The 26,922-nt window shown below is 70.7% G+C and carries 20 protein-coding genes and 1 pseudogene; 15 read left to right on the forward strand and 6 right to left on the reverse strand.

Annotated features, from left to right (window positions below; all coding sequences use genetic code 11):
* Positions 1 to 30 precede the first annotated feature (30 nt).
* Positions 31 to 1,407, reverse strand: coding sequence for a polysialyltransferase family glycosyltransferase (locus ACFVUT_RS20060; protein WP_389651167.1), 1,377 nt, complete (start codon positions 1,405 to 1,407; stop codon positions 31 to 33).
* Positions 1,404 to 2,393: a glycosyltransferase family 2 protein gene (locus ACFVUT_RS20065; RefSeq protein ID WP_389651170.1), complete on the reverse strand. Its 990-nt coding sequence runs from the start codon at positions 2,391 to 2,393 to the stop codon at positions 1,404 to 1,406. Before ACFVUT_RS20065 ends, ACFVUT_RS20060 begins: the two co-directional genes overlap by 4 nt.
* 209 nt (positions 2,394 to 2,602) lie before the next feature.
* Here ACFVUT_RS20065 and ACFVUT_RS20070 point away from each other — a divergent pair, with 209 nt between their 5' ends.
* The 13 genes and pseudogenes from ACFVUT_RS20070 to ACFVUT_RS20130 all read left to right on the forward strand — a co-directional run bounded on the left by ACFVUT_RS20070 (position 2,603) and on the right by ACFVUT_RS20130 (position 17,817).
* A complete protein-coding gene (locus ACFVUT_RS20070; protein ID WP_389651173.1) occupies positions 2,603 to 3,952 on the forward strand; it encodes a DUF6716 putative glycosyltransferase in 1,350 nt (449 codons plus the stop codon).
* 80 nt (positions 3,953 to 4,032) lie between these two features.
* Complete coding sequence (locus ACFVUT_RS20075) at positions 4,033 to 5,265, forward strand: cytidylyltransferase domain-containing protein (RefSeq protein ID WP_389651176.1); 1,233 nt, start codon at positions 4,033 to 4,035, stop codon at positions 5,263 to 5,265.
* Positions 5,266 to 5,351: 86 nt separating this feature from the next.
* The gene (locus ACFVUT_RS20080; RefSeq protein WP_389651179.1) at positions 5,352 to 6,287 is read left to right on the forward strand and encodes an N-acetylneuraminate synthase family protein; all 936 of its coding nucleotides are present in this window, start codon (positions 5,352 to 5,354) and stop codon (positions 6,285 to 6,287) included.
* Positions 6,288 to 6,298: 11 nt separating this feature from the next.
* A complete protein-coding gene (locus ACFVUT_RS20085) occupies positions 6,299 to 7,354 on the forward strand; it encodes a hypothetical protein (protein ID WP_389651182.1) in 1,056 nt (351 codons plus the stop codon).
* Between the two features lie 185 nt (positions 7,355 to 7,539).
* Complete coding sequence (locus tag ACFVUT_RS20090; protein ID WP_389651185.1) at positions 7,540 to 8,298, forward strand: hypothetical protein; 759 nt, start codon at positions 7,540 to 7,542, stop codon at positions 8,296 to 8,298.
* A gap of 152 nt (positions 8,299 to 8,450) precedes the next feature.
* A complete protein-coding gene (locus ACFVUT_RS20095; protein ID WP_389651677.1) occupies positions 8,451 to 9,674 on the forward strand; it encodes an amidohydrolase in 1,224 nt (407 codons plus the stop codon).
* A gap of 138 nt (positions 9,675 to 9,812) precedes the next feature.
* Positions 9,813 to 10,853, forward strand: coding sequence for a BMP family protein (locus ACFVUT_RS20100; protein WP_389651188.1), 1,041 nt, complete (start codon positions 9,813 to 9,815; stop codon positions 10,851 to 10,853).
* Positions 10,854 to 11,174: 321 nt separating this feature from the next.
* Positions 11,175 to 12,701: pseudogene (locus tag ACFVUT_RS20105) on the forward strand (ABC transporter ATP-binding protein); the annotation flags it as partial.
* A gap of 236 nt (positions 12,702 to 12,937) precedes the next feature.
* On the forward strand, positions 12,938 to 14,053 hold the full coding sequence (locus ACFVUT_RS20110; protein WP_389651191.1) for an ABC transporter permease: 1,116 nt from the start codon (positions 12,938 to 12,940) through the stop codon (positions 14,051 to 14,053).
* Positions 14,050 to 15,339: an ABC transporter permease gene (locus tag ACFVUT_RS20115; protein WP_389651194.1), complete on the forward strand. Its 1,290-nt coding sequence runs from the start codon at positions 14,050 to 14,052 to the stop codon at positions 15,337 to 15,339. Before ACFVUT_RS20110 ends, ACFVUT_RS20115 begins: the two co-directional genes overlap by 4 nt.
* Entirely contained in the window at positions 15,336 to 15,734 is a 399-nt protein-coding gene (locus ACFVUT_RS20120; RefSeq protein WP_389651197.1) for a cytidine deaminase, read from the forward strand. The genes ACFVUT_RS20115 and ACFVUT_RS20120 overlap by 4 nt, the downstream gene beginning before the upstream one ends.
* A gap of 117 nt (positions 15,735 to 15,851) precedes the next feature.
* Complete coding sequence (locus ACFVUT_RS20125) at positions 15,852 to 17,129, forward strand: thymidine phosphorylase (RefSeq protein WP_389651200.1); 1,278 nt, start codon at positions 15,852 to 15,854, stop codon at positions 17,127 to 17,129.
* Positions 17,130 to 17,226: 97 nt separating this feature from the next.
* Positions 17,227 to 17,817, forward strand: a complete 591-nt coding sequence (locus ACFVUT_RS20130; protein WP_389651203.1) for a Uma2 family endonuclease — start codon at positions 17,227 to 17,229, stop codon at positions 17,815 to 17,817.
* Positions 17,818 to 17,920: 103 nt separating this feature from the next.
* On the opposite strand, the gene ACFVUT_RS20135 is transcribed toward ACFVUT_RS20130, so the two are convergent.
* Complete coding sequence (locus ACFVUT_RS20135; protein WP_389651206.1) at positions 17,921 to 21,256, reverse strand: S8 family serine peptidase; 3,336 nt, start codon at positions 21,254 to 21,256, stop codon at positions 17,921 to 17,923.
* A gap of 282 nt (positions 21,257 to 21,538) precedes the next feature.
* Between ACFVUT_RS20135 and ACFVUT_RS20140 the strand changes: the two genes are divergently transcribed.
* Positions 21,539 to 21,976, forward strand: a complete 438-nt coding sequence (locus ACFVUT_RS20140) for an STAS domain-containing protein (RefSeq protein WP_389651209.1) — start codon at positions 21,539 to 21,541, stop codon at positions 21,974 to 21,976.
* 82 nt (positions 21,977 to 22,058) lie between these two features.
* Here the strand turns inward: ACFVUT_RS20140 and ACFVUT_RS20145 are convergent, their stop codons facing one another.
* From ACFVUT_RS20145 to ACFVUT_RS20155, 3 genes are all read right to left on the reverse strand, one after another.
* On the reverse strand, positions 22,059 to 23,048 hold the full coding sequence (locus ACFVUT_RS20145; RefSeq protein WP_389651212.1) for a sigma-70 family RNA polymerase sigma factor: 990 nt from the start codon (positions 23,046 to 23,048) through the stop codon (positions 22,059 to 22,061).
* Positions 23,049 to 23,237: 189 nt separating this feature from the next.
* Positions 23,238 to 23,954: a L,D-transpeptidase family protein gene (locus tag ACFVUT_RS20150; RefSeq protein WP_389651215.1), complete on the reverse strand. Its 717-nt coding sequence runs from the start codon at positions 23,952 to 23,954 to the stop codon at positions 23,238 to 23,240.
* Between the two features lie 126 nt (positions 23,955 to 24,080).
* Positions 24,081 to 25,424, reverse strand: a complete 1,344-nt coding sequence (locus ACFVUT_RS20155) for an MFS transporter (protein ID WP_389651218.1) — start codon at positions 25,422 to 25,424, stop codon at positions 24,081 to 24,083.
* A 62-nt stretch (positions 25,425 to 25,486) separates the two neighbouring features.
* Here ACFVUT_RS20155 and ACFVUT_RS20160 point away from each other — a divergent pair, with 62 nt between their 5' ends.
* On the forward strand, positions 25,487 to 26,440 hold the full coding sequence (locus tag ACFVUT_RS20160) for a LysR family transcriptional regulator (RefSeq protein WP_389651221.1): 954 nt from the start codon (positions 25,487 to 25,489) through the stop codon (positions 26,438 to 26,440).
* Positions 26,441 to 26,922: the final 482 nt, after the last annotated feature.

Genomic DNA, 26,922 nt, shown 5'->3' on the forward strand with positions numbered 1-26,922 from the left:
ACCGGCCGCCGACCGGCCCGCCCCTGCCGACTACTGCCGCACCACGCGCCGCCGCACCGACCGCGCCACCCTGCGCACCACCGCGTTGCGCGGCAGGAACGCGAGCTGTGCCGGTACCGCCCCCGGCAGGGCCAGCGACGTCAGCCGCTTGCGCTTGAAGTACCGCCACGTCCTGGCGTCCAGGTGCGCGGACAGATACCGCTCGGCGGCCGGCCGCAGCCCCGGGTGGATCCGCGGCTGCATCGCGAAACCGACCGCCGTGATCAGCTCGGTCAGATCCGCCACGTCCGCCGCATCCGGTGCCGCCGCCCTCTCCACCGCCGCCCGGTCCGTCACCTCCGGCACCAGCACGTCGACGAGCGTGACCGGGACACGGTTGCTGTTCTCGTACGGGGAGAGCCGGTCCAGCAGCATGTCCGTACCGACCCTGGCCACCGGCAGCCCGTAGAACACCGAAGCGGTGAGCAGCGCCGTCGAGAAGCAGCCGACGACCAGCGCGGGGCGCATCCGCCGGTAGAGCACCTCGGCGAGGACCGGGGCGGTGAGCACTCCCGCGTCCAGCACCGTCAGTTCGGCGCCGAGCCTCTCGGCCTCCGCGCCCATCGCCCGCGACCACTGCGCCGGGGCCGTGGGGTGCGGCTTGAAGACGATGCGGGTGTGGCCGAGGGCGACCGCGCCGCGCATCATCCGCAGGTGCAGGTTCTCCTCCTCGGCCGCGCTGATCAGACCGAGCGCGGAGAGGTACTGGCCCAGCAGCAGGGCGGACTCCTCCACGGACGGCACGCTGTCCCGGACCTCGGGCGTGCCCCCCAGCTCGTCGAGCACCTTGAGGAACACCTCGGTCGGCACGATCTGCGGCCGTACCCCGAACTCCGTGAGCAGCAGCGGCTTCAGCCCCGGCACCAGGTCGAGATGGAGCAGCCGGCGGACCCGCGTACCGACCAGCGGATCGATCTTGTTGCGGGTGGGTCCGTAGCTCATCAGCCCGTCCGCGTACACATCGACCGGTGCGCCGGTGAAGATCTGCGTGACGGCCGTCGCGGGGTTGACCTGGATCGACTCGACCACGAGCTCGACGTCGTCGTCGCCGAGTCCCCAGGCCAGGCGCAGATGCCGCTCCCACAGGGGTACGTCGTCGGGACGCGGCTCCCATCCGCCGGGGTGGAAAGGAGCGATCGTGGCGTTCCACGACACCACGTCGTCGAAACGGGACCGCAGGGCGCCGAACCCCGGCATCGCGTCGACGCCGGGTGTCGTCTCCGGGACGGCCGCGTTGTTCGAGACGAGCAGGATGCGGCGGTCCGCCTCCGGGAAGCACCCCGCGTCGAGTGCGGCGGCGAGCGTGGCCGTGCCGTACAGGGTGGAGGCGAGGAAGATCTGCGTGGTGCGGGACCGGACGCCGTTCACGCGGCCGCCACCTCCTTGGCACCCGGGGCGGCCGGGCGGCGCCGCAGCCGGCGCAGCAGCGTGGCGCGCTGTACGTCCATCGAGTCGAGGGCGTCGTCGAGCACCTGCTGCGGCATCCGCCGGAGCGCGGCGCCACTCATCGACTTCAGTGTGCGGGCCACCGAGGGTTCGAACCTTTCGATCGAGCTCACGTGATGGAAAATGATCGCGCAATAGGTGCGGACCGCTTTCGGCAGGAGTGCCTGGGCATCGCGGTCCTCGGCCGTTTCCCGAATGACCTGGTCGAACGAGCGAATGAAATCCAGCTGGCGCACGTCACCGATCTGCGTGAGCGACGAGGCGACTCCGCGCCGGTAAAAGATTCCGAGAAGTCCCAGCACCGCGAACGATTCGGCCTCGCGATGCAACCGCCAGATCCACGGACGGTCCTCCGCGGTGCGCAGACCGTCCGTGAAACGCAGCAGTCCGCGGTCCAGCAGACGCCGGTGGTAGAGCCCGGCCCAGGCGTACGGGTAATCGACCGAGGTGGTCCGCTCGGCGGGCAGGATCGCGTCCCGCGGGTCCAGCACCTCGCCGCGCCTGCCGTGCGGAACCCGGTGCACCGTACGGTTCCTGCCCTCGACCTGGACATGGTCGGTCCGGACGAAGTCGCAGCCCAGCGCCTCCGTCCGGGCCAGGAGCTCGGCGTAGTGGCCGGGCGCGAGCCAGTCGTCGCCGTCGAGGAACGCGAGGTACTCGCCGCGCGCCGCGTCCAGACCGGTGTTACGGGCGGTGGCCAGTCCGCCGTTCTGCTCGTGTCTGCGGACGACCACCCCCGGAATCTCGTCCTCGGCGCGGCGCAGTATGTCCGCGGTCCCGTCGGTCGAACAGTCGTCGACGAGGATGAATTCGAAGTCGTCGCGGGCGTTGGCCCGCAGACTTCTCAAGGTGTCGGGGGCGTATGTCTGCACGTTGTAGAACGGCACGATGACCGAGAGCTTAACCACCCGCCACACGCTAGGCGCGAGCCCGGCATTTGCCCTGGCCCCAAGAGGGACGGCGGGTGAACGACGCGTGTCGGAATGATGAACCGGGCCGGATCGCGAGTGATTTCATCGTCTTCGCGAGGGTGATTCGCCAAGCGTCGGTGGGCTGTTAACCAGTTGTTGCCGTCACGTTGGGCCGCGAATCGGAATGCCTTCCTAAGTTCTGGGACGTGCCCCCACGTACCGATAAAACGACCGCCCTCCGGGTGGCCGTCCTCGCAGACTCCGACACCCGGTGGAAATGGGGCGCGCTCACCGCGCGCCGCCTCGCCCCCGGCACCTCCTCGGGGTCGGCGCAGCGCGCCGAGATCAGCGGACTCCTGCTGCGCGGCCGGGCCACCCCGACCCCGCGCCAGCTCGCCGAGGTCGGCGACGTCGGTATCGACACCGACCGGGTGCGTGAGGTGACGGCGGTCGAATTCCTGCACCTGGTGCGGGACGAGGGATACGACGTCGTCGTACTCGCCCTCGTCGGGGGAGCCGTCCAGGCGATGCTGCACGGCCTCGCCGCGCTGCGGCTGCCCATCAGGCCCGTCGTCGTCACCGGCTACGTCGGTGTCGTCTACGAGAAGCTCGCCGACGGACTCCTGCTGCGGCACGGCGCGGACATCGTCCTCGCCAACTCCCGCCACGACGCCCAGCGCTTCCGCGCGGTGTACGAGGGAGTGGGCGCCGATGCCTCGGCCGTCACGGAGGCCGCCCTGCCGTTCCTCGGCGGCGAGCCGCACCGCCCGGAGGCGGGCCGCGACACGGTCGTCTTCGCCGCCCAGCCCTCCGTCCCGGCCTCCCGCGCCGACCGTACGTATCTGCTGCGCAGGCTCGTCGAGCACGCGAGGCTGCACCCGGACCGCGAGGTGCTGCTGAAGCTGCGCTCCAAGCCCGGCGAGCACACCACGCACATCGAGGAGCTTCCCTACCAGCGGCTCGCGGAGAGACTGCCCGGCGGACTGCCGCCCAACTTCCGCCTGGTGTACGGGCACATGGGCGAGGTCCTGGACCGCACCGACCTGCTGGTCACCGTGTCCTCGACCGCCGCGCTGGAGGCCCTGCACCGGCGCGTCCCGACCGCGATCCTCACCGACCTCGGCGTCCGCGAAGCCCTCGGCAACCACCACTTCGTCGGCTCCGGCCTGCTCACCTCCTGGGACCACCTGGACGGCGGCCACCGCCCGGAGCCGGACGGCGAGTGGCTGGCCGGCCAGGGCGTCGCCGCCGACGGCACGTACGCCACGGCCTACGACCACGCCCGCGCACGCGTCGACGCCCTGCTCGCCGCCCGCCGGCTGCCCGACCTCGCCCCGTACTACACACCGGCCACCGCCCCCGGCTACCTCCCCGGCATCCTCGCCCGCCACCACCTGGCCCCCGACGGCCACCCGCTGCCGGGCACGGACCGGCCGCGCGAGACCGGCGGGCTGCGTGGAGCGGTGCGCGACGCCGTACGCGAGGCGGCGCGGGGTGCGTACCGGCAGGGCGTCCAGCGGGTCGCCCCCGTCATCCGACGGATGGGCGAGCTGTGACCACCGCATCCGCCACCCCGTCCACCACCGCACCTCCCACCCCCTCCACCACGACATCGACCCCGACATCAGGAGCAGCGATGACGCCGCCCACCGTGCTCGCCGTGATCCCCGCCCGCGGCGGATCCAAGGGCGTACCGGCCAAGAACCTCGCCCAGGTCGGCGGTGTACCGCTGGTCGCCCGCGCCGTACGCGCCTGCCTGGCCGCCCGCGAGGTCACGGACGTCGTCGTGACGACGGACGACGCGGCCATCGCCGACGCGGCCCGCGCCGCCGGTGACGCACTGGGCACCCCGGACCGCGTGCACATCGTCCAGCGGCCCCGGGCCATCGCCGGGGACAAGGCCAGCAGCGAGGACGCGGTGCTGCACGCCCTGGACGCGTACGAGGCGATGCGCGACCGGACGGCCGACGTGGTGCTGCTGGTCCAGTGCACCAGCCCCTTCGTCGTACGCGAGGACATCGACGGGGTCGCCGCCGCGGTCGCCCACGACGGCGCCGACACGGCGGTCACGGTCGCGCCCTTCCACGGCTTCCTCTGGCGCGACGGCAGTGCGCTGGAGGAGGACAACTACGGCGTCAACCACGACAAGGCCGTCCGGCAGATGCGCCAGGACCGCCCCGAGGACCTGCTGGAGACCGGCGCCGCGTACGCCATGAACGCGGCGGGCTTCCGCACCCACCGCCACCGCTTCTTCGGCCACACCGCCCTGGTGCGCACCGACCCCGCACGCGTCCTGGAGATCGACGACCCGCACGACCTGGCCCGCGCCCGCGCCCTCGCGCCGCTCCTGGACCCCTCACCGCTGCCCACCCGGGACGACATCGACGCCGTCGTCCTCGACTTCGACGGCACGCAGACCGACGACCGGGTCCTGATCGACGCCGACGGACGCGAGATCGTCGCCGTGCACCGCGGTGACGGCCTGGGCATCGCGGCCCTGCGCAAGGCCGGACTGCCGCTGCTGATCCTCTCCACGGAGCAGAACCCGGTCGTCGCGGCCCGCGCCCACAAGCTCCGCATCCCGGTCCTGCACGGCATCGACCGCAAGGACCTGGCCCTCAAGCAGTGGTGCGACGAACAGTCCATCGCCCCCGAACGCGTCCTCTACGTCGGCAACGACGTCAACGACCTGCCGTGCTTCGCACTGGCCGGCTGGCCGGTCGCCGTCGCGAGCGCCCACGACTCGGTACGCGCCGCGGCGCGCGCCGTCACCACCACCCCCGGCGGCTTCGGCGCCATCCGCGAGATCGCGGCCTGGCTGCTCGGCCCCACCCTCACGACCACCTCTCCCGCACCGTCCTCCGAGTGACCACCGGGCCCCCCAAGCCCGCCGAGCACCCGACAAGCACCCCCGAGCACCCGACAAGCACCCCTTGAGCTAAGGAAACACATCTCATGAGCACCTCCCGTCTGCGCACCCTCGGCACCCGCACCGCGGGCCCGGACCGGCCCGTCTACGTCACCGGTGAGATCGGCATCAACCACAACGGCGACCTCGACAACGCCCTCGCGCTGATCGACGTGGCGGCCGAAGCGGGCTGCGACGCCGTCAAGTTCCAGAAGCGCACCCCGGAGATCTGCACCCCGCGCGACCAGTGGGACATCGAGCGCGACACCCCCTGGGGCCGGATGACGTACATCGACTACCGCCACCGCGTCGAGTTCGGCGAGGACGAGTACCGGGCCATCTCCGCGCACTGCGCCGAGCGCGGCATCGACTGGTTCGCCTCCCCGTGGGACACCGAGGCGGTCGCCTTCCTGGAGAAGTTCGACGTCCCCGCGCACAAGGTGGCCTCGGCCTCCCTCACCGACGATGAACTGCTGCGTGCACTGAGGGCGACCGGCCGCACGATCATCCTCTCCACCGGCATGTCGACCCCGCGCCAGATCCGCCACGCGGTCGAGGTCCTGGGATCGGACAACATCCTTCTCTGCCACGCCACTTCGACGTACCCGGCCAAGGCCGAGGAGCTGAACCTCCGGGTCATCCAGACCCTCCAGCAGGAGTACCCGAACGTCCCGATCGGCTACAGCGGCCACGAGACCGGCCTTCAGACGACGCTGGCCGCCGTCGCCCTCGGTGCCTCCTTCGTCGAGCGCCACATCACCCTCGACCGCGCCATGTGGGGCTCCGACCAGGCCGCCTCCGTCGAGCCGCAGGGCCTCACCCGCCTCGTCCGCGACATCCGCACCATCGAGGCCTCGCTCGGTGACGGCGTCAAGAAGGTGTACGAGTCCGAGCTCGGCCCGATGAAGAAGCTCCGCCGGGTCGCGGGCGTCGTCGCCGAGGGCACCGAGGCGGCCCCGGCCGCCGAGCCGGTCGCGGTCTGACGGGCCGACCGGTGAACCTCGCCTTCGTCGAGAGCCCGGTCCAGCTCCTGAACGTCCTGGAGTGGGCCTTCACCGAGGGAGGCGACGACCACGTCCTCACGGACATCACGGTCGTCGTCCTCCCCCCGGTCGACCCGATGTCGCGCGGTCAACTGCGCCGGATGGCGGAGCTGGCCCGCGACGAGGGCGTCAACGTCCGCTGGCAGGAGGCGCGCGGCGGCGCCGGCGCACCTCTGAAGACCCTGCGCTCCCTGGCCGGACTGCTGCGCGGGGCGGAGCGGATCGTCATCGGCGACCCGTTCTCCCGCTACGTGCAGCTCCTGCTCACCCTGGTGCGCGCCCGCCGCCTCACGGTGGTCGACGACGGCACGGCCACCATGGAGTTCGTCGCCCAACTGGCGCGTGGCGAACGCCTGGTGCGCTGGCACCGCAGGGGCAGTTCGGGCCCGCGCGAACTGGTCCTGGCCCCGGTCACGGCCCGTGCCCGCAGCCGCTTCACCCCGTCGGCCACCCGTACGGTCGAGGTCTTCACGGCCATGCCGGTCGAGGCTCCGCCCGGTGTCACCGTCACCCCCAACACCTTCGCCTGGACCCGCTCCCGCTTCGGCCCGCCGTCGCTCACCAAGGGCGCGGACCTGGTCGGCACCTCGCTCGTGGAGACCGGTGTGGTCGACCGGGCCCAGTACCTGGAGGCCGTCGGGGCCCTGGCCCGCACCCACCACGCGACCCGCTACTTCGCCCACCGCCGCGAGTCCACCGACAAGCTCCACGCCCTGGAAGCCGCCACCGGCCTGGAGATCGTCCGCCCCGACCTCCCCCTGGAACTCATCGCCCGCCGCGGACCGATCGGCCGTACGGTCGTGAGCTTCCCCTCCACGGTCGTCCACACCCTCCCCCTCGCCCTGGCCGGCACGGAGGTCACGGTCGCGGTCTGCGACATCGCCCCGGAATGGCTCCGCGACACGGCATCCCCGCGCGCCCAGGGCTTCCTGAGCGGCGTCACGGAAACGGCCCGCGACGTCCAACGCCTGGCGCCCTGGCGGGCAACGGCGGTGACGGAGGCGTAAGGGGGCCGCCTGGCCACGGGTTCGCCCGCCTTGCAACGGCTGCGGGCGGCAGAAGAGCCCGCGTCCGGGTGAGGAGCGCGCTGAACGAACTGTCCGACCCTGACCCGGAGGACACCGGGCCTTCAGGGATTTCTGGGGGTGAGTCCCGATAGCGGGCAGGGACGGCTCGGCGTCAGCATCGATCCATGAGTAATGAACCTGTGAATACAGTCGAGTTGACGGAACGACAGGTCGCCCGGTCCAGGGCGGCGTTCCTCGTCGGACCCGCCCTCATGGCCGGGTACGGCGTGGTGCGGCTGATCGGGCGGGCCGTCGGCGACTACGGGCCCGGCGTGTGGTGGACCGTGGCGCATCTGCTGTTCCTCGCCGGGGTGGTCGTGTTCGCGGCGGTGTTCCGGGGGCTGGAGCAGCTTGCCGTGGCGCGGGACGACGGAAGAGCCGCCGTGGCGCGGGGCGACGCGAGAGCCGCCGTGGGGCGGGGCGACGGGAGAGTCGTCGTGGGGCGCGGCGGGGGACGGGTCGCCGCCCGGGCCGCGGCCTGGACCGGGCTGGCCGGGGCGGCGGCGGTGGCGGTGCAGGCGGTGATCGACCTCGTGGTCGGGTTCGTCGCCGCGGACAAGCAGGCCATGAGCGACCTGTTCGAGCGGGTGCAGGACGTCCCCGGCGTGATGCCGCTCGTCTACACCGTCGTGCCCCTGCTGTTCTGGGTCGGGCTGCTGGCCCTCGTCACCCTGCTCGCGGTCCACCGCCGGGACGTGGTCCGGCCGTGGGTTCCGGTGCTGGTGACGGCCGGCACTGTCCTCATGGCCGTGAGCCTGGACCTGCTGGCGGTCGGGGCCCTGTGCATCGGAGTGGCGCTGGAGGCGGTGCGCCGGAGGATGCCGGGGCAGGGGGCCGCGGCGCGTGGTTCCGGGCGGCGGGTGCCGTCCGCCACGGGGCGGTAGACGAGGTGGGGGAAAATGGGCGAGTTTACCCACCCTGCCACCTCCTCACACGCCACGACGCAGTCATTTATTCGTCTATGTGGCTGAACTTTTCTTGTTTCATGGTCAGTTGAAGGGGGAACGGGCTTACCCTTCACCAGGTGAACCAGTTGATGTCCCGCGAGTCCGACGCCGAGCCGACCTCCGAACCGCTCCCCGGCAGCCTGCCCGAAGCACTCCGGGCCGAGCTGATCGCCTTCCGGCGTGACTTGCACATGCACCCCGAGCTCGGGAATCAGGAGTTCCGGACCACCGCGGCCATCAAGGCGCGGCTGGAGAAGGCCGGGCTCCGGCCGCAGGTGCTCGACACCGGGACGGGACTCCTGTGCGACGTGGGGACGCGGGACGGTTCCACCCGGCCCATGCTCGCTCTGCGCGCGGACATCGACGCCCTGCCCATCCCGGACACCAAGGCGGGCGTTCCGTACCGCTCCACCGTCCCCGACCGGGCGCACGCCTGCGGGCACGACATCCACACCACCTCCGTCCTCGGCGCCGGGCTCGTGCTCGCCGAGCTGGACCGGCAGGGGCTGCTGCCGAACCCCGTGCGGCTGATCTTCCAGCCGGCCGAGGAGGTGCTGCCCGGCGGGGCGCCCGACACAATCGCGTCCGGGGCGCTGGAGGGCGTCGGGCGGATCATCGGGGTGCACTGCGACCCGAAGGTCGACGTGGGGCGGATCGGGCTGCGGGTCGGGGCGATCACCTCGGCCTGCGACCGGCTGGAGGTCGCACTCGACGGGCCCGGCGGGCACACCGCCCGGCCGCATCTGACCACCGACCTGGTCACCGCCGCCGCCAAGGTCGCCACCGAGGTGCCCGCGCTGCTGGCCCGCCGCGTCGACGCACGCGCCGGGCTCGCCGTCACCTGGGGCCGGCTGGAGACCGGGCACGCCTGCAATGTGATCCCGCAGCACGCCGAGCTGTCCGGCACCGTGCGCTGCCTGGACCTGGCGGCCTGGCGCGAGGCGCCGGACCTGGTGCACGCGGCGATCGACGAGGTGGCCGGGATGTACCGGGCCAAGACGGTGATCAACTACGTCCGGGGCGTGCCGCCCGTCGTGAACGACGCCGCCGCGACCGACCTGCTCGCCGGAGCGATGACAGCCCGGCGCGGATCGTATGCGATCGAGGACACCGAGCAGAGCCTCGGCGGCGAGGACTTCTCCTGGTACCTGGAACACGTCCCCGGAGCGATGGCCCGGCTCGGGGTCCGCACCCCCGGCGACACTGCCCGCCTCGACCTGCATCGCGGTGATTTCGACGCCGACGAGGAGGCCATCACGGTGGCCGTGGAGCTCTTCACTGCCTCCGCGTTGCTTGATGGCAACCATCCGTAACCGGGCAGGTCGCCTCGCGTTCGCGACGATCCGATAACGGCTTCCGTACAGGTCTTTATCTGACATCTACGCGCGTTACGATCGCGGCGAAACCAGCGCCGGAAGAGGCGCTTCGGTCAGGTTTGAAGGAGCCTTCCCTTGCGCCGGGTATCCACCATCACTGCTGCGTGTGCTGTCACTGCGGCTCTCGCACTCACCGCCACCGCGTGTGGCGAGTCGTCCACCGAGAGCACCAGCTCCGACAAGGGCAAGATGAAGATCGGCATGGCCTACGACGTGGGCGGCCGTGGAGACAACTCGTTCAACGACTCCGCCGCACGCGGTCTGGACAAGGCCAAGTCCGAGTTCGGTGCCGACACGAAGGAGCTCACCGCCAAGACCGGTGAGACCCCCGCCGACCGCGAGCAGCGCCTTGAGTCGCTCGCCGAGGGCGGCTACAACCCGGTCGTCGCGGTCGGGTTCGCGTACAAGGACGCGGTCGACAAGATCGCGGCCAAGTACCCGAAGGTCAGCTTCGGTCTGGTCGACTCCGTCGCCGACGCGAAGAACGTCGACAGCATCGTCTTCACCGAGGAGCAGGGTTCCTACCTCGCCGGTGTCGCCGCCGCGCTGAAGTCGAAGGACGGCCAGGTCGGCTTCATCGGCGGTGTGGACCTTCCGCTGATCAAGAAGTTCGCCGCGGGCTTCCAGCAGGGTGTCCTGGACACCAAGCCGAAGGCCAAGGTGCAGATCCAGTACCTGTCCACCGGCTCGGACCTGTCCGGCTTCGGCAGCCCCGACAAGGGCTCGGCCGCCGCCAAGGGCATGCTCGACAAGGGCGCGGACGTCATCTTCGCCGCCGCGGGCGGCTCCGGTGCCGGTTCGATCGAGGCCGTCGCGGGCAAGAAGGGCGCCTGGTCCATCGGCGTCGACTCCGACCAGGCGCTCGACGCGTCGCTGGCGAAGTACAAGGACACGATCATGACCTCCGTCGTCAAGAACGTCGACACGGGCGTCTTCGACCTGGTCAAGTCGGTCAAGGACGGCAAGCCGGTGACCGGCACGCAGACGTACTCCCTCGCCAAGGGCGGCGTCAGCCTGACCACCACGGGTGACCACCTCACGGACATCCAGGCGCAGCTCGACGAGGCGAAGAAGAAGATCGTCGACGGCACCATCACGGTCAAGACCACCCTCTGATCCGGTCGGTCGATCGGGGCCCGGGTGAGCCGCTTCGGCTTCGCGCGGGCCCCGATTCACGTACCGCGTCCTCCGTGTGCGCCGTAGCCGTCCGCACACGGTCCGCCACCCTCTGACCGGGTGGCCAACGATTCAGCAGCGCTACGCGCGTAGCATCCCTGGGGCGCGGTACCTTTTTCCGCCCCCACCGGCTCCGTCCCACAGCCTCCGCCTCCCGCCGGTCTCCTCCCACCAGCCTCCGCCCGCCCTCGTCCCACTGTCTCCGCCCTCCGCTCCTGCCAAGGAGAGTGCGCCATCAACGCGTCCAGCAGTCCTCATGCCGTGGAGCTCCGCGGTATCACCAAGCGGTTCCCCGGAGTCGTGGCCAACCACGACATCGACATCACCGTGCGCCGCGGCACCGTCCACGCTCTCGTCGGCGAGAACGGCGCGGGCAAGTCCACTCTGATGAAGATCCTCTACGGCATGCAGAAGCCGGACGAGGGCACCATCGCGGTGGACGGCGAGCAGGTCTCGTTCCACAACCCCGGCGACGCCATCGACCGCGGCATCGGCATGGTGCACCAGCACTTCATGCTCGCCGACTACCTCACGGTCCTGGAGAACGTCGTCCTCGGCTCCGAGAAGCTGTACGGGATCGGCGAGCGGGCCCGCGCCAAGATCAAGGAGATCTCCGACGCCTACGGTCTCGGTGTGCGCCCGGACGCCGTGGTCGAGGACCTCGGGGTCGCCGACCGGCAGCGCGTGGAGATCCTCAAGGTCCTCTACCGCGGCGCCCGCACCCTGATCCTCGACGAGCCGACCGCCGTGCTCGTGCCGCAGGAGGTCGACGCACTCTTCGACAACCTGCGCGAGCTCAAGTCCGAGGGCCTGACCGTCATCTTCATCTCGCACAAGCTGGGCGAGGTCCTGTCGGTCGCCGACGAGATCACCGTCATCCGGCGCGGTACGACGGTGGGCACCGCCGATCCGAAGCACACCACGACCAAGCAGCTCGCGGAGCTGATGGTCGGCAGCGAGCTCCCGTCGCCGGAGACCCGCGAGTCGACGGTCACCGATGTGCCGATGCTGAACGTCGAGGGGCTGCGGCTGACCGCCACGGACCCGGACGGTGTGGTGCGCTCGGTGCTCGACGGCATCGACTTCACCATCCACAAGGGCGAGGTCCTCGGCATCGCGGGCGTCGAGGGCAACGGCCAGTCCGAACTGGTCGACGCGATCATGGGCATGCGCCACCTCGACGCCGGTGTGCTGACCCTGGACGGCGCCGACATCTCCCGCACGGCGACCCGCAAGCGCCGCGAGGACGGCATGGCTGTCATCCCCGAGGACCGCCACCGGCACGGACTGCTGCTGGAGGCCCCGCTCTGGGAGAACCGCATCCTCGGCCACGTCACCGAACGCCCCAACAGCAAGGGTGCGTTCCTCGACCTCAAGGGAGCCCGCGCCGACACCGAGCGCATCGTGCGCGAGTACGACGTCCGCACGCCCGGTATCGAGGTCACCGCGGCCTCCCTCTCCGGCGGCAACCAGCAGAAGCTGATCGTCGGCCGCGAGATGAGCCACAACCCCAAGCTCCTCATCGCCGCGCACCCGACCCGGGGCGTGGACGTCGGCGCCCAGGCGCAGATCTGGGACCAGATCCGCGCGGCACGCCGGGAAGGGCTGGCGGTGCTGCTGATCTCCGCCGACCTGGACGAGCTGATCGGGCTCTCCGACACCCTGCGGGTCATGTACCGCGGCCGACTGGTCGCGGACGCCGATCCGGCGACCATCACCCCCGAGGAGCTCGGCTCGGCGATGACGGGCGCGGCGACCGGCCACCTGGAGGCGCCGGACGAGACCGCCGCCCCCGACGAGACCCCGGCACCCGACGAGACCCCGGCACCCGACGAGCCCGCAGCTCCGGACGATTCGGCTGCCGCAAGCGAAGGCGAAAGCGAAACCGCAAGCGAAGGCGGAGGCGAAAGCGGAGGCGAAAGCCGGAGCGACGCCGGAAGCCAGACCGAAGGCGAAGGCGAAGGCGAAAGCGACGCCGGCAGCGGAAGCACCGACACCGACCCCCGGAACGGGGGAGAGGACCGATGAAGAAGATCGACAAGGAGCGGCTGCTCCTGGGGATCGCGGCCCCCGTACTCGCGATCGTGGTCGCCTTCCTGGTGACCGCACTCGTGCTGGCCGCCACCGGCAAGGAGCCGTTCAGCGCCTTCGGCATCATGTTCGACTACGGAATGAAGTCGGACAGCCAGGTCTACATCCTGAACAAGGCGACGACGTACTACCTCGCGGGTCTCGCGGTGGCCGTCGGCTTCCGGATGAACCTCTTCAACATCGGCGTCGACGGTCAGTACCGCCTCGCAGCCTTCTTCGCCGCCGCGGTCGGCGGCGCGCTGACCCTGCCCGGCGCCCTGCAGATCCCGCTGATCATCCTCACCGCGATGATCGTCGGTGCGATGTGGGCCGGAATCTCCGGCGTCCTCAAGGTCACCCGGGGCGTCAGCGAGGTCGTCTCGACGATCATGCTGAACGCCATCGCGACGGCGATCATCGGCTACCTGCTCCAGCAGGGCCGCCTCGGTCACCTCGACGAGGCCGGCACGAAGATCTCCACCAAGCCGCTCCCGGAGTCCTCGCACTTCTTCGAGTTCCCGACCGCCCCCTCGCCCGTCTGGGGCTTCCTCGTGATCGCGGTCGTCGCGGGCGTCGCCTACTGGTTCGCGCTCTCGCGCACCCGGTTCGGTTTCGACCTGCGGACCGTCGGGCAGTCCGGCTCCGCGGCCGAGGCCAGTGGCGTCGACGTCAAGAAGATGGTCGTCACCTCGATGCTGATCTCCGGCGCCGTGGCCGGTCTGGTCGGCATGCCGACCCTCCTCAACGACAGCTACGAGTACAGCGGCGACTTCCCCGTCGGCATCGGCTTCACCGGCATCGCCATCGCCCTCCTCGGCCGCAACCACCCCGTCGGCATCGCCCTCGGCGCCCTGCTCTGGGGCTTCCTGGAGCGCGGCACCGGCAAGCTCGAATTCGAGGGCTACGACAAGGAGATCGTCGGCGTGATCCAGGGCGTCATCGTCCTGTGCGTCGTCATCGCCTACGAAGTCGTCCGCCGCTACGGACTCAAGCGCCAGCAGAGCAAGGTCGGCGCGGAACTCGCCGCACAGGCCGCCCGTAACTCCGACCAGCAGGAGGTGTCGGCGTGACCGTCACGGCGACTTCCACCCCGCCCCCCGCGGCCCCCAAGGTCTCCGGCGGCAAGAGCGGCCGCACCCGCCTCTCCTTCCCCGTCATACTCCTGATCGTCGCGGGCGCACTGCTCGCACTGTCCGCCGTGCGCGCCATCACCGGTGCCGAGGACGTCACCTCGGCGGGACAGATCAGCGCGGCGCTCGCGATGGCCGTGCCGATCGGGCTCGCCGGTCTCGGCGGCCTCTGGGCCGAACGGTCCGGCGTGGTCAACATCGGCCTCGAAGGCATGATGATCCTGGGCACGTTCTTCGGTGCCTGGGCCGGCTGGCAGACCAACCCGTGGCTCGGCGTCCTGGCCGGGATCGTCGGCGGCATGCTCGGCGGGCTGCTGCACGCCGTCGCGACCGTCACCTTCGGCGTCGACCACATCATCTCCGGTATCGCCATCAACATCCTGGCGCTCGGCTTCACCACCTACCTCGCCAAGCTCTGGTTCAACGAGGGCGAGGCGGCGGCCAAGGGCGGCAGCCCGAAGCAGTCCCCGCCGGCCGACGAGATCACCTCGGTGACCGTCCCGGGCGTCTCCGACTGGCTGCACTCGATCGAGAAGCACCACTGGTTCTTCGTCTCCGACGTCGCCGGTGTCATCGGCGGCCTGATCACCCACGTGTCGCTGCTGACGATCGTGGCCGTGGCCCTCTTCGCCCTCACGTTCTTCGTGCTGTGGAAGACCTCGTTCGGACTGCGGCTGCGCTCGTGCGGCGAGAACCCGGTTGCGGCAGAGTCGCTGGGTGTGAACGTCTACCGGTACAAGTACATCGCGGTGATCGTCTCCGGCGGCATGGCCGGTCTCGGCGGCGCGTTCCTCTCGCTCGTCACGTCGCACATCTACAACGAGGGCCAGACCGGCGGCCGCGGGTACATCGGCCTCGCCGCGATGATCTTCGGTAACTGGCGGCCCGGCGGCCTCGCCATGGGTGCCGGCCTGTTCGGCTTCGCCGACGCGCTCCAGCTGCGCAACGGCGGCGAGTCCGTCCACGCGCTGCTCCTGCTGCTCGTGGTCGTGCTGGCCGTGCTGGCGGCATGGAAGCTCTACCGCAAGAGCTTCGTCCAGGGCGTGGTCAGCGCGGTCGTCGCCGCGGCGGTACTGGTCTGGTACCTCGCCACGGACACGGTGCCCACCGAGTTCGTGAGCGCCACCCCGTACATCGTCACGCTGCTCGTCCTCTCGCTCTCCGCCCAACGGCTGCGGATGCCGAAGGCGGACGGCATGCGCTACCGGAAGGGGCAGGGCAAGTGACGGCCGCCGCGGAGCTCGACTGGGCGGAGCTGCGGAGCGCCGCACGGTCCGTCATGGCCCGGGCGTACGTCCCTTACTCGCATTACCCGGTCGGCGCGGCGGCACGGGTCGACGACGGCCGTACGGTGTCCGGCTGCAACGTCGAGAACGCCTCGTACGGCATCGGGCTGTGTGCCGAGTGCGGCCTGGTCTCCCAGCTCCACGCCACCGGTGGCGGGCGGCTGACCCACTTCACCTGTGTGGACGGGGCGGGCGAGATCCTGGTGCCGTGCGGCAGGTGCAGGCAGCTGCTGTACGAGTTCGGCGGCCCGGAGCTGATCATGGAGACGCCGGACGGGCTGCGCACGCTCGCCGAGATGCTGCCGCAGGCGTTCGGACCGGATCACCTCAGGTAGCACCCCCGTGGCCCTCCCGTGCGCCGGGAGGGCCACACCCGTCTCCACCCTCTATGCGCGTAGAGTCATGTGGGACTCTTGCGTACGCAACGTACCGGCCGGAAGGACTCCCAGGACATGGACGCCATCTCCGTCATCCGCACCAAGCGGGACCGAGGCGAGCTGACCCCCGAGCAGATCGACTGGGTCATCGACGCGTACACCCACGGTGAGGTCGCCGACGAGCAGATGTCCGCGCTGGCCATGGCGATCCTGCTGAACGGCATGAACCGCACCGAGATCGCCCGCTGGACCGCCGCGATGATCGCGTCCGGTGAGCGCATGGACTTCGCGGCGCTCTCCCGGCCCACCACCGACAAGCACTCCACCGGCGGTGTCGGCGACAAGATCACCCTGCCGCTCGCCCCGCTGGTCGCCGCCTGCGGCGCGGCCGTGCCGCAGCTCAGCGGACGCGGTCTCGGCCACACCGGCGGCACGCTCGACAAGCTGGAGTCCATCCCCGGCTGGCGCGCGCACCTCTCCAACGAGGAGATGCTCGGCGTCCTGGACACCACCGGCGCGGTCATCTGCGCCGCCGGTGACGGTCTCGCCCCCGCCGACAAGAAGCTGTACGCGCTCCGCGATGTCACCGGCACCGTCGAGGCCATCCCGCTGATCGCCAGCTCGATCATGTCCAAGAAGATCGCCGAGGGCACCGGGGCGCTCGTCCTGGACGTCAAGGTCGGCTCGGGCGCCTTCATGAAGACCATCGAGGACGCCCGCGAACTGGCCTCCACCATGGTCGCCCTGGGCACCGACAGCGGCGTGCGTACGGTCGCGCTGCTCACCGACATGTCCACCCCGCTCGGCCTGACCGCGGGCAACGCCCTGGAGGTGCGCGAGTCGGTCGAGGTCCTGGCCGGCGCCGGGCCGAAGGACGTCATCGATCTCACCCTGGCCCTCGCCCGCGAGATGCTGGACGCCGCCGGGCTCAAGGACGCCGACCCGGAGAAGGCCCTCGCCGACGGTTCCGCCATGGACGTGTGGCGCCGGATGATCTCCGCCCAGGGCGGCGACCCGGACGCCACGCTTCCGGTCGCCCGCGAGCAGCACGTGGTCACGGCCCCGTCCAGCGGTGTACTGACCCGCCTGGACGCGTACGACATCGGCATCGCCGCCTGGCGCCTCGGCGCGGGCCGGGCCCGCAAGGAGGACCCGGTGCAGGCGGGCGCGGGCGTCGAGCTGCACGCCAAGCCGGGTGACACGGTCACGGCCGGACAGCCGCTGCTGACGCTGCACACCGACACCCCGGAGAAGTTCGACTACGCGCTGAAGGCCCTGCCCTCCGCGTACGACATCGCCCCGGCCGGTACGGACTTCACGGCCACCCCCGTGGTGCGGGAACGTATCGCCTGACCTGCGGTTTACTCGTCCGGGTGAACGGGATCGGTGGAATGCCACCGGTCCCGTTCGGCATGCTGGACTCGGTGACGTACCGATAGAGGAGACCGCCATGAGCGCACTCACCGTCGATCCCGCGCCGGGCCACGGCCAGGACTGGGACGACCTCGTCCGGATCTGGGAGGAGACGGACGCCCCCGAGGGCTGCAAGGTGGAGATCATCGAGGGGATCGTCACCGTGTCGCCACCGCCGTCCAAGGACCACAATCTCACTGCGGCTCTGCTGCAGCGCAGGCTCTACACCGTGATCCCGGAGGACTGGGAGATCTTCCAGACCCTCGGCGTCGCCGTGCCGGGCCGGGCCGGGCTCTACATCCCCGATCTCGTCGTCGTGCCGCGTGCCGTGGCGACCGGGCCGGGCAACCGCGTACCGGCGGAGGAGGCCCGGCTCGTCGTCGAGATCACCTCCAGGGACAACGCCAACCACGACCGCATCGGCAAGGCACACGGATGCGCCAAGGTCGGTGTCGAGCTCTTCCTGCTCCTCGATCCCTGGCACTCCGGCCGCCCCACCGCCACCCTGTACGGGGAACCCGCCGACGGCACCTACCGGGTTCTGGAAGCGGTCGAGTACGGAGAGATGCTGACGCTTCCCGAGCCGTTCGCGCTGAAACTGGACACCGGGGACTTCCCGGTCAGCTGAGAGGCAACACCGCGCCGGTCCCGACGGTGTGCGAGCGGCCCGCCCGGACGGAGAGATCCGTCCGGGCGGGCCGCCGTCGTGCGGTCGTCCTCGGGGTGCCCGCCTACTTGCCGAAGTAGGCGTTGTAGATCGACACCGACGACTTGTTGCCCTGCTTGTCGGTGACATTGGCCCGGTAGGAGAGGGACTTGCCCTTGGCCGGGTTCTTCACGGAGAGCTTGCCCGCCTTGACCGCGGACTTCTTCCAGGTCTTGCCGGCGTCGTAACTGACGTACACCGTCAGCGACTTCAGGTTCTTGCCGGCGGCTGCGCCCTGCACCGTCACCGGCACCGAGGCGGTCCTGCCCGCCGTCACCCGGCCGTCGGGCGTCACGTTGGGCGTGAAGCGGACCGTGGAGACCGGCAGCAGGGTCGGGGCCGCGCTCTTCTTGGACCGGAACGTCCAGCTCGCATCGATCCGGGTGGAGACGGCGGAGACCTTGGAGCTGCGCCGCACCGAGGTGGTCAGCCGGTAGTCGGCTGCGGCGGACGGTACGGCGATGGGGGTGCCGCCCTCCAGCGGGTCCGCGTTCTGCGCGAGCTTGACGCCGTTGCGGTACAGGACGGTCTTGACCGAACTGTACGCGGAGTAGCCGATGTTGCCGCGGCCGTCGGCCACCAGCGGCAGCGACCCGATGATGTCGTTGCCGTCCCGGAAGATTCCGTAGTCGCGACCGACCGCGGGGCCGAACACCGCGGTGTTGACCTTCTTCGTGTAGGTCTTGCCCGCCTTGAGGGTCTGCGGGTCACCGAGGGAGTACTGCGCGTCGGAGGCCGGGTAGCCGTCCTCGTCGAGTGCCCCCTCCTGGCTGAAGTCGAAGTTCCACTTCACCTTGTCGGCGGTCGAGACGTAGGCGGTGTTGGTGCCGGGGATCTTCTGGCTGGACCAGGACGTCCAGCCGCCGAACGAACCGGGCAGCGAGCCCCAGGCCGCGAATCCGCCGGACTTGCCCTTGACGGACGAGCCGAGGGTGGTCTGGACCTTGGCCATCTGACCGGTGGTGAACTTCCTGTTGTACCCGGTCGCCGCCTGGGTCACCGGACCGCCGACCGCGATGTCGTACCGGGTCGAGGCCCCCTTGGTCCAGCTGCCGATCCAGTGCTGGGAGAGCGAGCCGTCGGTCACCTTCGGGCCGACGTTCAGGGTGCGGAAGCCCTGGTACGAATCGAGGTACCAGCCGTAGCTGTAACCGCCGTCCTTGAACTCGAACTGGAGGTCGGGCGCCGCCAGTTGGGCCTTCGCGCCCGTAGTGGGCAGGGTGAGGGCCACCGGCTTCGCCTTGCGCGCGTCGAACGTCACGGTGAGGTTCTTGGTGACGTTCAGATTCGGCTGGGTCATCCAGTCGGTGCCCTTGGTGCTGTCCTCCGGGTCCACGTGGACGGCGGAGTTCAGCACGTAACCGCCCTTGGGAACACGGACCTTCGCCGTGCCGCCGGGGCCCGTCGGTGACAACCACACGTCGCTCGCCGCGCCGGAGATGCCGAAGAGGTCGGACTCGTAGAACTCGGCGGGCTTGCCGTCCCGGCCGATGACCTTGACCGTGAGGTCGTACGACTCGATCTCGCGCTCGACCGCGGCGGCCGTGCGGACGGTCTGGCCACCGCCGGTTCCGACGACGTACGCGGAGTAGGAGCCGTCGACCGTGCCACCGAGCCTGGTGTCCACGGTCAGCGGCACGTCGGCCGTGCCGCCCGCGGGAACGGTCACCTGGTCGGCGCCGAGCGTGAAGAATCCGGCCGGGGCGGGCTTGCCCTTCGGACCCGTGGCCGTGACCGCGAGGTCGAGGGTGACGTCCGCCGCACCGAGGTTGCGGTACGTCAGCTTCTTGCTGACCGGGGTGTCATCGGTGTGCGGCCACTGCTGCACTCCGAAGCTCACCGAGACCGGGTCCGCGACGACGGTCTGGGCGATCGCCCGGTCGACGGCGATCCGGCCGGAGCCCTGCTCGAACGGCGTGTACGCGCCCGGCTTCGCGGACCCCGTGAGCGCCCCCTTGAGCTCGGTGTACGTCCACTCCGGGTGCTCCTGCTTGAGGAGCGCCGCGGCGCCCGCGACATGCGGAGTCGCCATCGACGTACCGGAGATCGTCAGATAGCCCGGCGGGTTCTGGCCGACCTCCTGGTCGATGACGGAGCCGGGTGCGGCCGCCGCCGTGATGTCCACACCGGGGGCGGTGACATCGGGCTTGATGCCGCCGTCGCCGATGCGCGGACCGCGGCTGGAGAAGTCGGCCAGCCCGTCGTTGTCGTCGACCGCGCCGACGGTCAGCGCGGCCTCCGCGCTGCCCGGGGAGCCGACCGTACCGGGGGCGTCCCCCTCGTTGCCCGCCGCGATGGCGAACAGGACGCCCTTGTCGGCCGACAGCTTGTTGACGGCCGCTTCGAGCGGGTCGATCTCGGGGGTGTCGCCACCGCCGAGGCTCAGGTTGATGATGTCGGCGCCCTGCGCGACCGCCCACTCCATGCCGGCCAGGATGCCGGCGTCGTCGCCGAAGCCGTCGTCGTCGAGCACCTTGCCCTCGATCAGCTTGGCGTCCGGCGCCACGCCCTTGAACTTCCCGCCCGACTTCGCGCCCGTACCGGCCGCGATCGACGACACGTGGGTGCCGTGCCCGTACCGGTCCTTCGTGTCGGGCGACGCGGTGAAGTTCTTCGCGTCGATGACCTGGCCCTGCAGATCGGGGTGGGTGGCGTCCACACCGGTGTCCAGAACGGCGATCTTGACGCCCTTTCCGGTGTACCCGGCCTTCCAGGCGGCCGGCGCGCCGATCTGCGGCACGCTCTTGTCGAGGCTCACCCTGCGGACGCCGTTCAGCCACACCCGGTCGATCCCGGCGGCCGTCGTGCGCTGCGCACCCTGTGAGGGCTTGCTGGTGAGCGCCTGCCAGACGTCCTGGACATCGCGCTCCGGCGTGGTCACCGATTCGGCGTTCAGCGACTTCAGGGTCCGGTCGACCCGGGTGGCCCCCGCGTCACGGACCTGTGCCTTCGCGGACGCGGCCCCCTCGCCCCGGTAGGCGACGATCAGCTTCAGGCCCGCCGCCCGGGCCCTGCGGTTCTCCGCACGGTTCAGCTCGGTGACGTCGAACAGCCGGCGGTCCAGCTTGCCGGAGCTGATCAGCCGGTGTGCGTCGGCCGGGACGAGCAGCGTGTGCCCGTCACGTATCTGCCGCTGCACGGGTATGTGCTCGCGCCCCTTGGCGGGCTGGAAGGCCAGGATCCTGCCCTTGGCGTCCACCGAGACGCGGTCGCCGGTGATGAGCGTCAGCCGGTGCTGGGCCGTCGGCTCGGTGCCCGCCGCTGCGACGGCGCCGGGCTGGGCCAGGGCCGGGGTGGTCAGCCCGGCCGCGAGTGCCACGGCGGCTGCCGCGGCGATGGTCGATACACACGCGTTCCTCACGTGTTTGCGCAACTCTCCCCCTGGAGAATCAGGCGGCCCTTCGAGAGGGCCACTGGTCAGCCGGTACCGACGATGGGGTGCCGGTGCCGGCCGGTTCACCTGCCTAGAGGGGGAATTGACCGCAGAGGTTTACAGAAGCCGCACAGTTGACCGGAGTTGACGGAAGTTCGCCGGTGCGCCGCGAGGGGCGGGGCGGGTGCGGGATGTGCGCGGGGCGCCGTACACCGGGCCAGGGCACCGTGTCGCGGGCGGGAGGGTGCGGAGGCGCGGAGGCGCACAGCGATGAGTTTCGGCCGCGGCTCCGGTCATCCTGACGTGGAAGCCACGACCCCGATCGTTCTCGCCGTCACCGGCCGCGTCACGCAGGCCGCGGTGCCGGGACTCTGCGCCGAGCTGGAGTCGCTGCTGTACGCCCCCGACGGGGCTCTTCGGGATCCGGCCGCCGGGGTGGACTGTGATGTGGGCGGGGTCGAGCGCGCGGATCTGGCCCTGGTCGAGGCGGTGGCGCGACTGGGGCTCGTCGCACGCCGTGCGGGCGGCAGACGACTGCGGCTGCGCCATGTGCCACCCGAGCTGAAGAACCTGCTCGACCTGGTGGGGCTGGACGATGCGGTGGACGTGGACGTGGACGTGTGCGCGGACATGGACGTGGACGTGGGCGGCGGAGGAACCGGGGCCGAGGACGGGGCCGAAGGCGGGACCGTGGGGAACGCGGGGTGACGGGCGGCGCGTATGCCGGGCGTCATCTCCGTACCCCGGACCTCATCTCCGTACCCCGGGCCTCATTTGCGTCCCCCGGGCCTCACGCCGCCTCGGCGTCGAGATGATCCGGGAGACCGAACAACGGGAACCAGCGGGGTGTGTCCAGGAAGCAGTGCATCCCGGTGATGGAACCGTTGGAGATGTCGATGATCTGCACCGCCCACGGCACGAACCCCGGCCCGTCCGGATTCGGCTTGTAGTGGGCGAACGCCGGGGTGCCGTTCGCCGTCGTCGCCACCAGGCGCGAGCCCGCACAGCCCGCGCCGATGGACAGCATGAAGCCGGTGATGTCGTCGTGCCCCTGGAGCCAGAGGTCGAACGGCGGCATCGTCATCACGGCGTCCTCATGGAGCAGCGCGGTCAACGCCGTCATGTCGTACCCCTCGAAGGCCGCGACGTACCGGTCGAGGAGCCGCCGCTGCTCCTCGTCGAGCGGATCGGCCGTGTCGGCGGTCAGCCCCTCGTGTTCCGCGAGGGTCGCACGAGCCCGCTGGAGGGCGCTGTTGACCGAGGCGACCGAGGTGTCGAGGAGCTCGGCGACCTCGCTCGCCTTCCAGGCCAGCACCTCGCGCAGGATCAGTACGGCGCGTTGTTTGGGCGGCAGGTGCTGCAGCGCGGCCATGAACGCGAGCCGCACCGACTCCCGGGCCACCGCGGCCTCCGCGGGATCGGACACCGACGGCAGGATCCGCCCGTCCGGCATCGGTTCCAGCCAGGTGTTCTCCGACAGCGGGTTGAGCGCCGCCTGGGCGAGCGGCGTCGGCCCCGTCAGATCGACCGGACGGGCCCGCTTGTTGCCCGCGTTCAGCATGTCCAGACAGACATTGGTGGCGATCCGGTACAGCCAGGACCGCAGCGAGGAACGCCCCTCGAACTTCTCGAAGTTGCGCCACGCGCGCACCAGCGTGTCCTGGACCGCGTCCTCCGCCTCGAAGGCCGAGCCGAGCATCCGGTAGCAGTAACCGGTCAGCTCGACCCGGTGTCCCTCCAGACGGCTGTCGATGTCCGCCGCAGCTGTCAGATCACTCATCGCTCCACCCCTGTTGCGCTGTGACGCCACTCACTTCAGCACTTCGGAAGCTACAGCAGGCCACTGACAACGGGGGCGGGAAGTACCGAAGGGGTGCGTATCCAGGCCCTGTTCCGGCCGGATCACGGTCAGGTCCGGGGTGGTGCCGACCGGATCCCGGCGGGCCCGGCCGGACCCCGGCGGTGCTGGTCAGGTCCCCGGCTTGCGCCCGTACACGTAGACGTCGTCGCCGTTCTTCAGCAGATTCCAGTACGCCTTCGCGTCGGCGGGCCGCATGTTGACGCAGCCGTGCGACCCCGGCGGGTTCCACATCTTCACCCCCACCGAGTGGAACGCCTGCCCGCCGTCGAAGAACTGGGAGTACGGCATCTGCACGTGGTAGAGCGTCGACCAGTGGTTGATGTGCCGCATGTAGACCTTGCTCGACCCGGTGCGGGTCTCGTACCCGTTCCGCCCGGTCCGTACCGGCACCGGACCGAACTTCAGCTTGCTGCCGTCCTGGATCCAGCTCAGCTGCCGGGTCAGGTCCACACACGCGATGCGCCCCTTGTTGGTGGGGCACTTCTTCGCCTTGTTCGGCGTCTTTCCGGCCGCCTTCTGGGCCGTGAGCGTCTTCATCGTGCGCCAGGTGATCGGCCCCGCGTAACCGATGTCCGGTGTCACCCCGTAGGTCCGCTGGAAGGACCGGATCGCCTTGCAGTCGGCGGCCGACTGCCTGCCGTCCACCGGCCGGTGCAGATACTTCTCGACCTGCTTCTGGTACGGCCCCGTGGACGTCGTGCAGGACGCCGCCTGCGCGGATCCACCGGTGCCCAGGACGAGGGCGGGCACCGCCGTCAGACCGGCGGCGGACAGCACGAGCGCACGCCGTGCCCGGGCGCCCCGTTTGTTCCCTGCGACTCTCATGTACGCCAACTCCCCTTCGCGCGCAGTGAGGTGCTTCCGCCTGCTAGACGCGCGTCGGGGAGTGGATGGTTGTGCGTCGTGTGTCTCGGTTCGGTACAGGAGCCCGTACCGATGCGGGCTGCCGCCTCAGTTCTGTACGGACACCGCCGGCATCAGCCGGCGCTGCTCGGCTCGTGCGGCCCGCGAGCCGTACAGCGTGATCGAGACGACGCCGAGGACCGCGAGCAGCCCCAGGTACACCGTTCCGGCCCAGCCTCCGGAGTGGAAGGCGATCGCGCCGAGCGTGCCGCCCACACTGGAGCCCAGGTAGTACGCGGACTGGTAGAGCGCCGACGCCTGGGCACGGCCCTTCGTCGCCGTACGGCTCACGGACGAGGAGGCGACCGCGTGCCCGGCGAAGAAACCCGCCGTGATCAGGACCAGGCCGAGCAGCACGGCGGCCAGCTGGTCGGCGAGCGAGAGCAGCAGACCGGCGGCCGTGGTGGAGACGGCCAGGTACAGCGCGCCCCGCCGGCCGAGCCGGGCGACCAGCTTGCCGGCCGCCGCGGAGGAGACCGTACCGACGAGATAGACGAGGAAGATCGAGCCGACGACGCCCTGCGGAAGGTTGAACGGCGCCTCCACCAGGCGGTAACCGATCACCGTGTACACGGCGCCGAACACCGTCATGAACAGCGCGCCGATCGCGTACAGCCGGCGCAGCAGCGGATCCGCGAGGTGCCCGCCCACCGTCCTGGCGAGGGCCTTCGGGTTCAGCGAGCCCGGGGTGAAGTGCCGAGCCCTGGGGACCATGAAGTGGAAGACGACCGCGCAGCCCACGGCCAGCAGTCCGACCGCGCCGAGCGCCGCACGCCAGCCCCACAGCTGGGCGATCCAGCCGGTGAGGATACGGCCGCTCATCCCGCCGATGCTGTTGCCCGCCACGAACAGTCCGATCGCGGCGACGAGCGCCTTCGGCCGTACCTCCTCCGCCAGGTACGCCATCGCGGACGCGGGCAGTCCGGCCAGTGCCGCGCCCTGTACGGCGCGCAGCGCGATCAGCCAGCTCAGCGAGGGCGCGAACGGCACCAGCAACCCGATCAGTACGGCCACCGTCAGTGAGGCGGTCATCATCTGCCGCCGCCCGAACCGCTCGGAGAGCGCGCTCATCGGCAGCACGCACAGGGCCAGCGCACCCGTCGCGGCGGAGACCGTCCAGCTGGTCTGTCCGGCCGTGGCGCCGAGGGAGGCGGAGATGGCGGGCAGCAGGGCCTGGGTGGAGTAGAGGAGCGCGAAGGTCGCGACACCGGCGGCGAAGAGCGCGAAGCTCATCCGGCGGTAGCCGGGGCGGCCGGGGCGGCCGGGTTCGAGGCGGTCCGGCGCGGCGGGGTCGGTAGTGGCGACAGCGGCGACAGCGACAGCGGCGGCGGGGGACGGCTGGGGCGAGGCGGCCACGGTGAGCGTGGACGCCCCGGTACTGGCAGGAGGCATGGTTCAAAAGTAGGACGAGCGGTTTCATGCGTCCAATGCATGAAACCGTCATAATCGTTCCCGTGGTGCATGAACGCAGATCACAGCCCCGGCTGTCACCGAGTAGTTACGAAGAAGACATTCGCGCCGTCCTCGCACCGCGGCTGGCGCAGTTCGAGGCAGTGGCCCGCCACGAGCACGTCACCCGCGCCGCGCACGAGCTCGGTGTCCCGCAGTCGACGCTCTCGCGGTCGATGGTCAGGCTCGAACAGGACCTGGGAGTAGCCCTGTTCGCCCGCAAGGGCCGCACCGTCTCCCTGACCCCCGCCGGCCGCACCTTCCTCACTTCCGCCGAGCGCGCCCTGGCCGAGGTCGAGAAGGCCGCCGACTCGGTACGGGCCGACGCCGACCCGGCCACCGGCAAGGTCGCCTTCGGCTTCCTGCACACGATGGGCTCCGAGACCGTACCCGCCCTGATCCGGGCCTTCCGCGCCGACCATCCAGGCGTCCGCTTCCAGCTCGTGCAGAACTACGGCGAAGCGATGATCGAACGCCTCCGGTCCGGCGGCCTCGACCTCTGCCTCACCTCACCCGTCCCCGACGCACCCGATCTGGTCGCCCGCCGCCTCGACGAACAGCGGCTGCGCCTCGTCGTCCCCGAGGACCACCGCCTCGCCTCGCGCCGCCGCATCCGCCTGGCGGAGGCCGCCGACGAAAAGTTCGTCACCCTCGAACCCGGCTACGGCCTGCGCCGGATCACGGACGACCTGTGCGCGGAGGCGGGCTTCCAACCACGCGTCGCCTTCGAGGGCGAGGAGGCGGAGACCCTGCGCGGCCTGGTCGCGGCCGGCCTGGGCGTGGCCCTGCTGCCCCCGCCCGCGGTGGCCCGGCCCGGCGTCGTCGAACTGACGGTCACGGCCCCGAGAGCGGCCCGCGAAATCGGCGTCGCCTGGCTGGACGGCCACCCCGACACCCCACCCGTGGCCGCCTTCAAACGCTTCCTGCTCTCACGCCGGGACCACTTGCTGCCGGACTGAACGGGCGCGGTGCGGGGTGCACGCCTGCCTGGGCTGAGCCGGGCGGCGCGAGGAACGGAACGCGAACATCGAGGACGGCAAGGACATCACGGGACCATCCCCGCGTGTGCGGGGAGCAGGCGTTCGCGGTCGCCGCGGCGTACCACCTGCTGGGACCATCCCCGCGCTGATCCGCCACCGAACACTGCGGCGGCACCGCGAAGCGGTAGCGTGAGCCCGAAGCCGGGCTGGAGCAAGGTCTCCAAGCGGCGCCGCTTCGAGAGGGCGTGAATGCCGGTAATGCACTGTTCATTCGATTTGCCGGAATCGATGAAAGTACTCCAGAACGACCCACGCCCGCGCTAAACCCGCAGGCCGCAGAGCCTGCTCCCCGCGCCCGCGGGGATGGTCCCGCGCGAGAAAACCCCAAGGGAATTGTCAGAGGCTGCTCCCCGCGCCCGCGGGGATGGTCCCTTCGACGGCAAGGCCGCCCGGGACGGGAT

Origin of the sequence: Streptomyces sp. NPDC058051 (genome assembly GCF_042885475.1) — a bacterium.
In the GTDB taxonomy this organism is placed as follows: Bacteria; Actinomycetota; Actinomycetes; order Streptomycetales; family Streptomycetaceae; genus Streptomyces.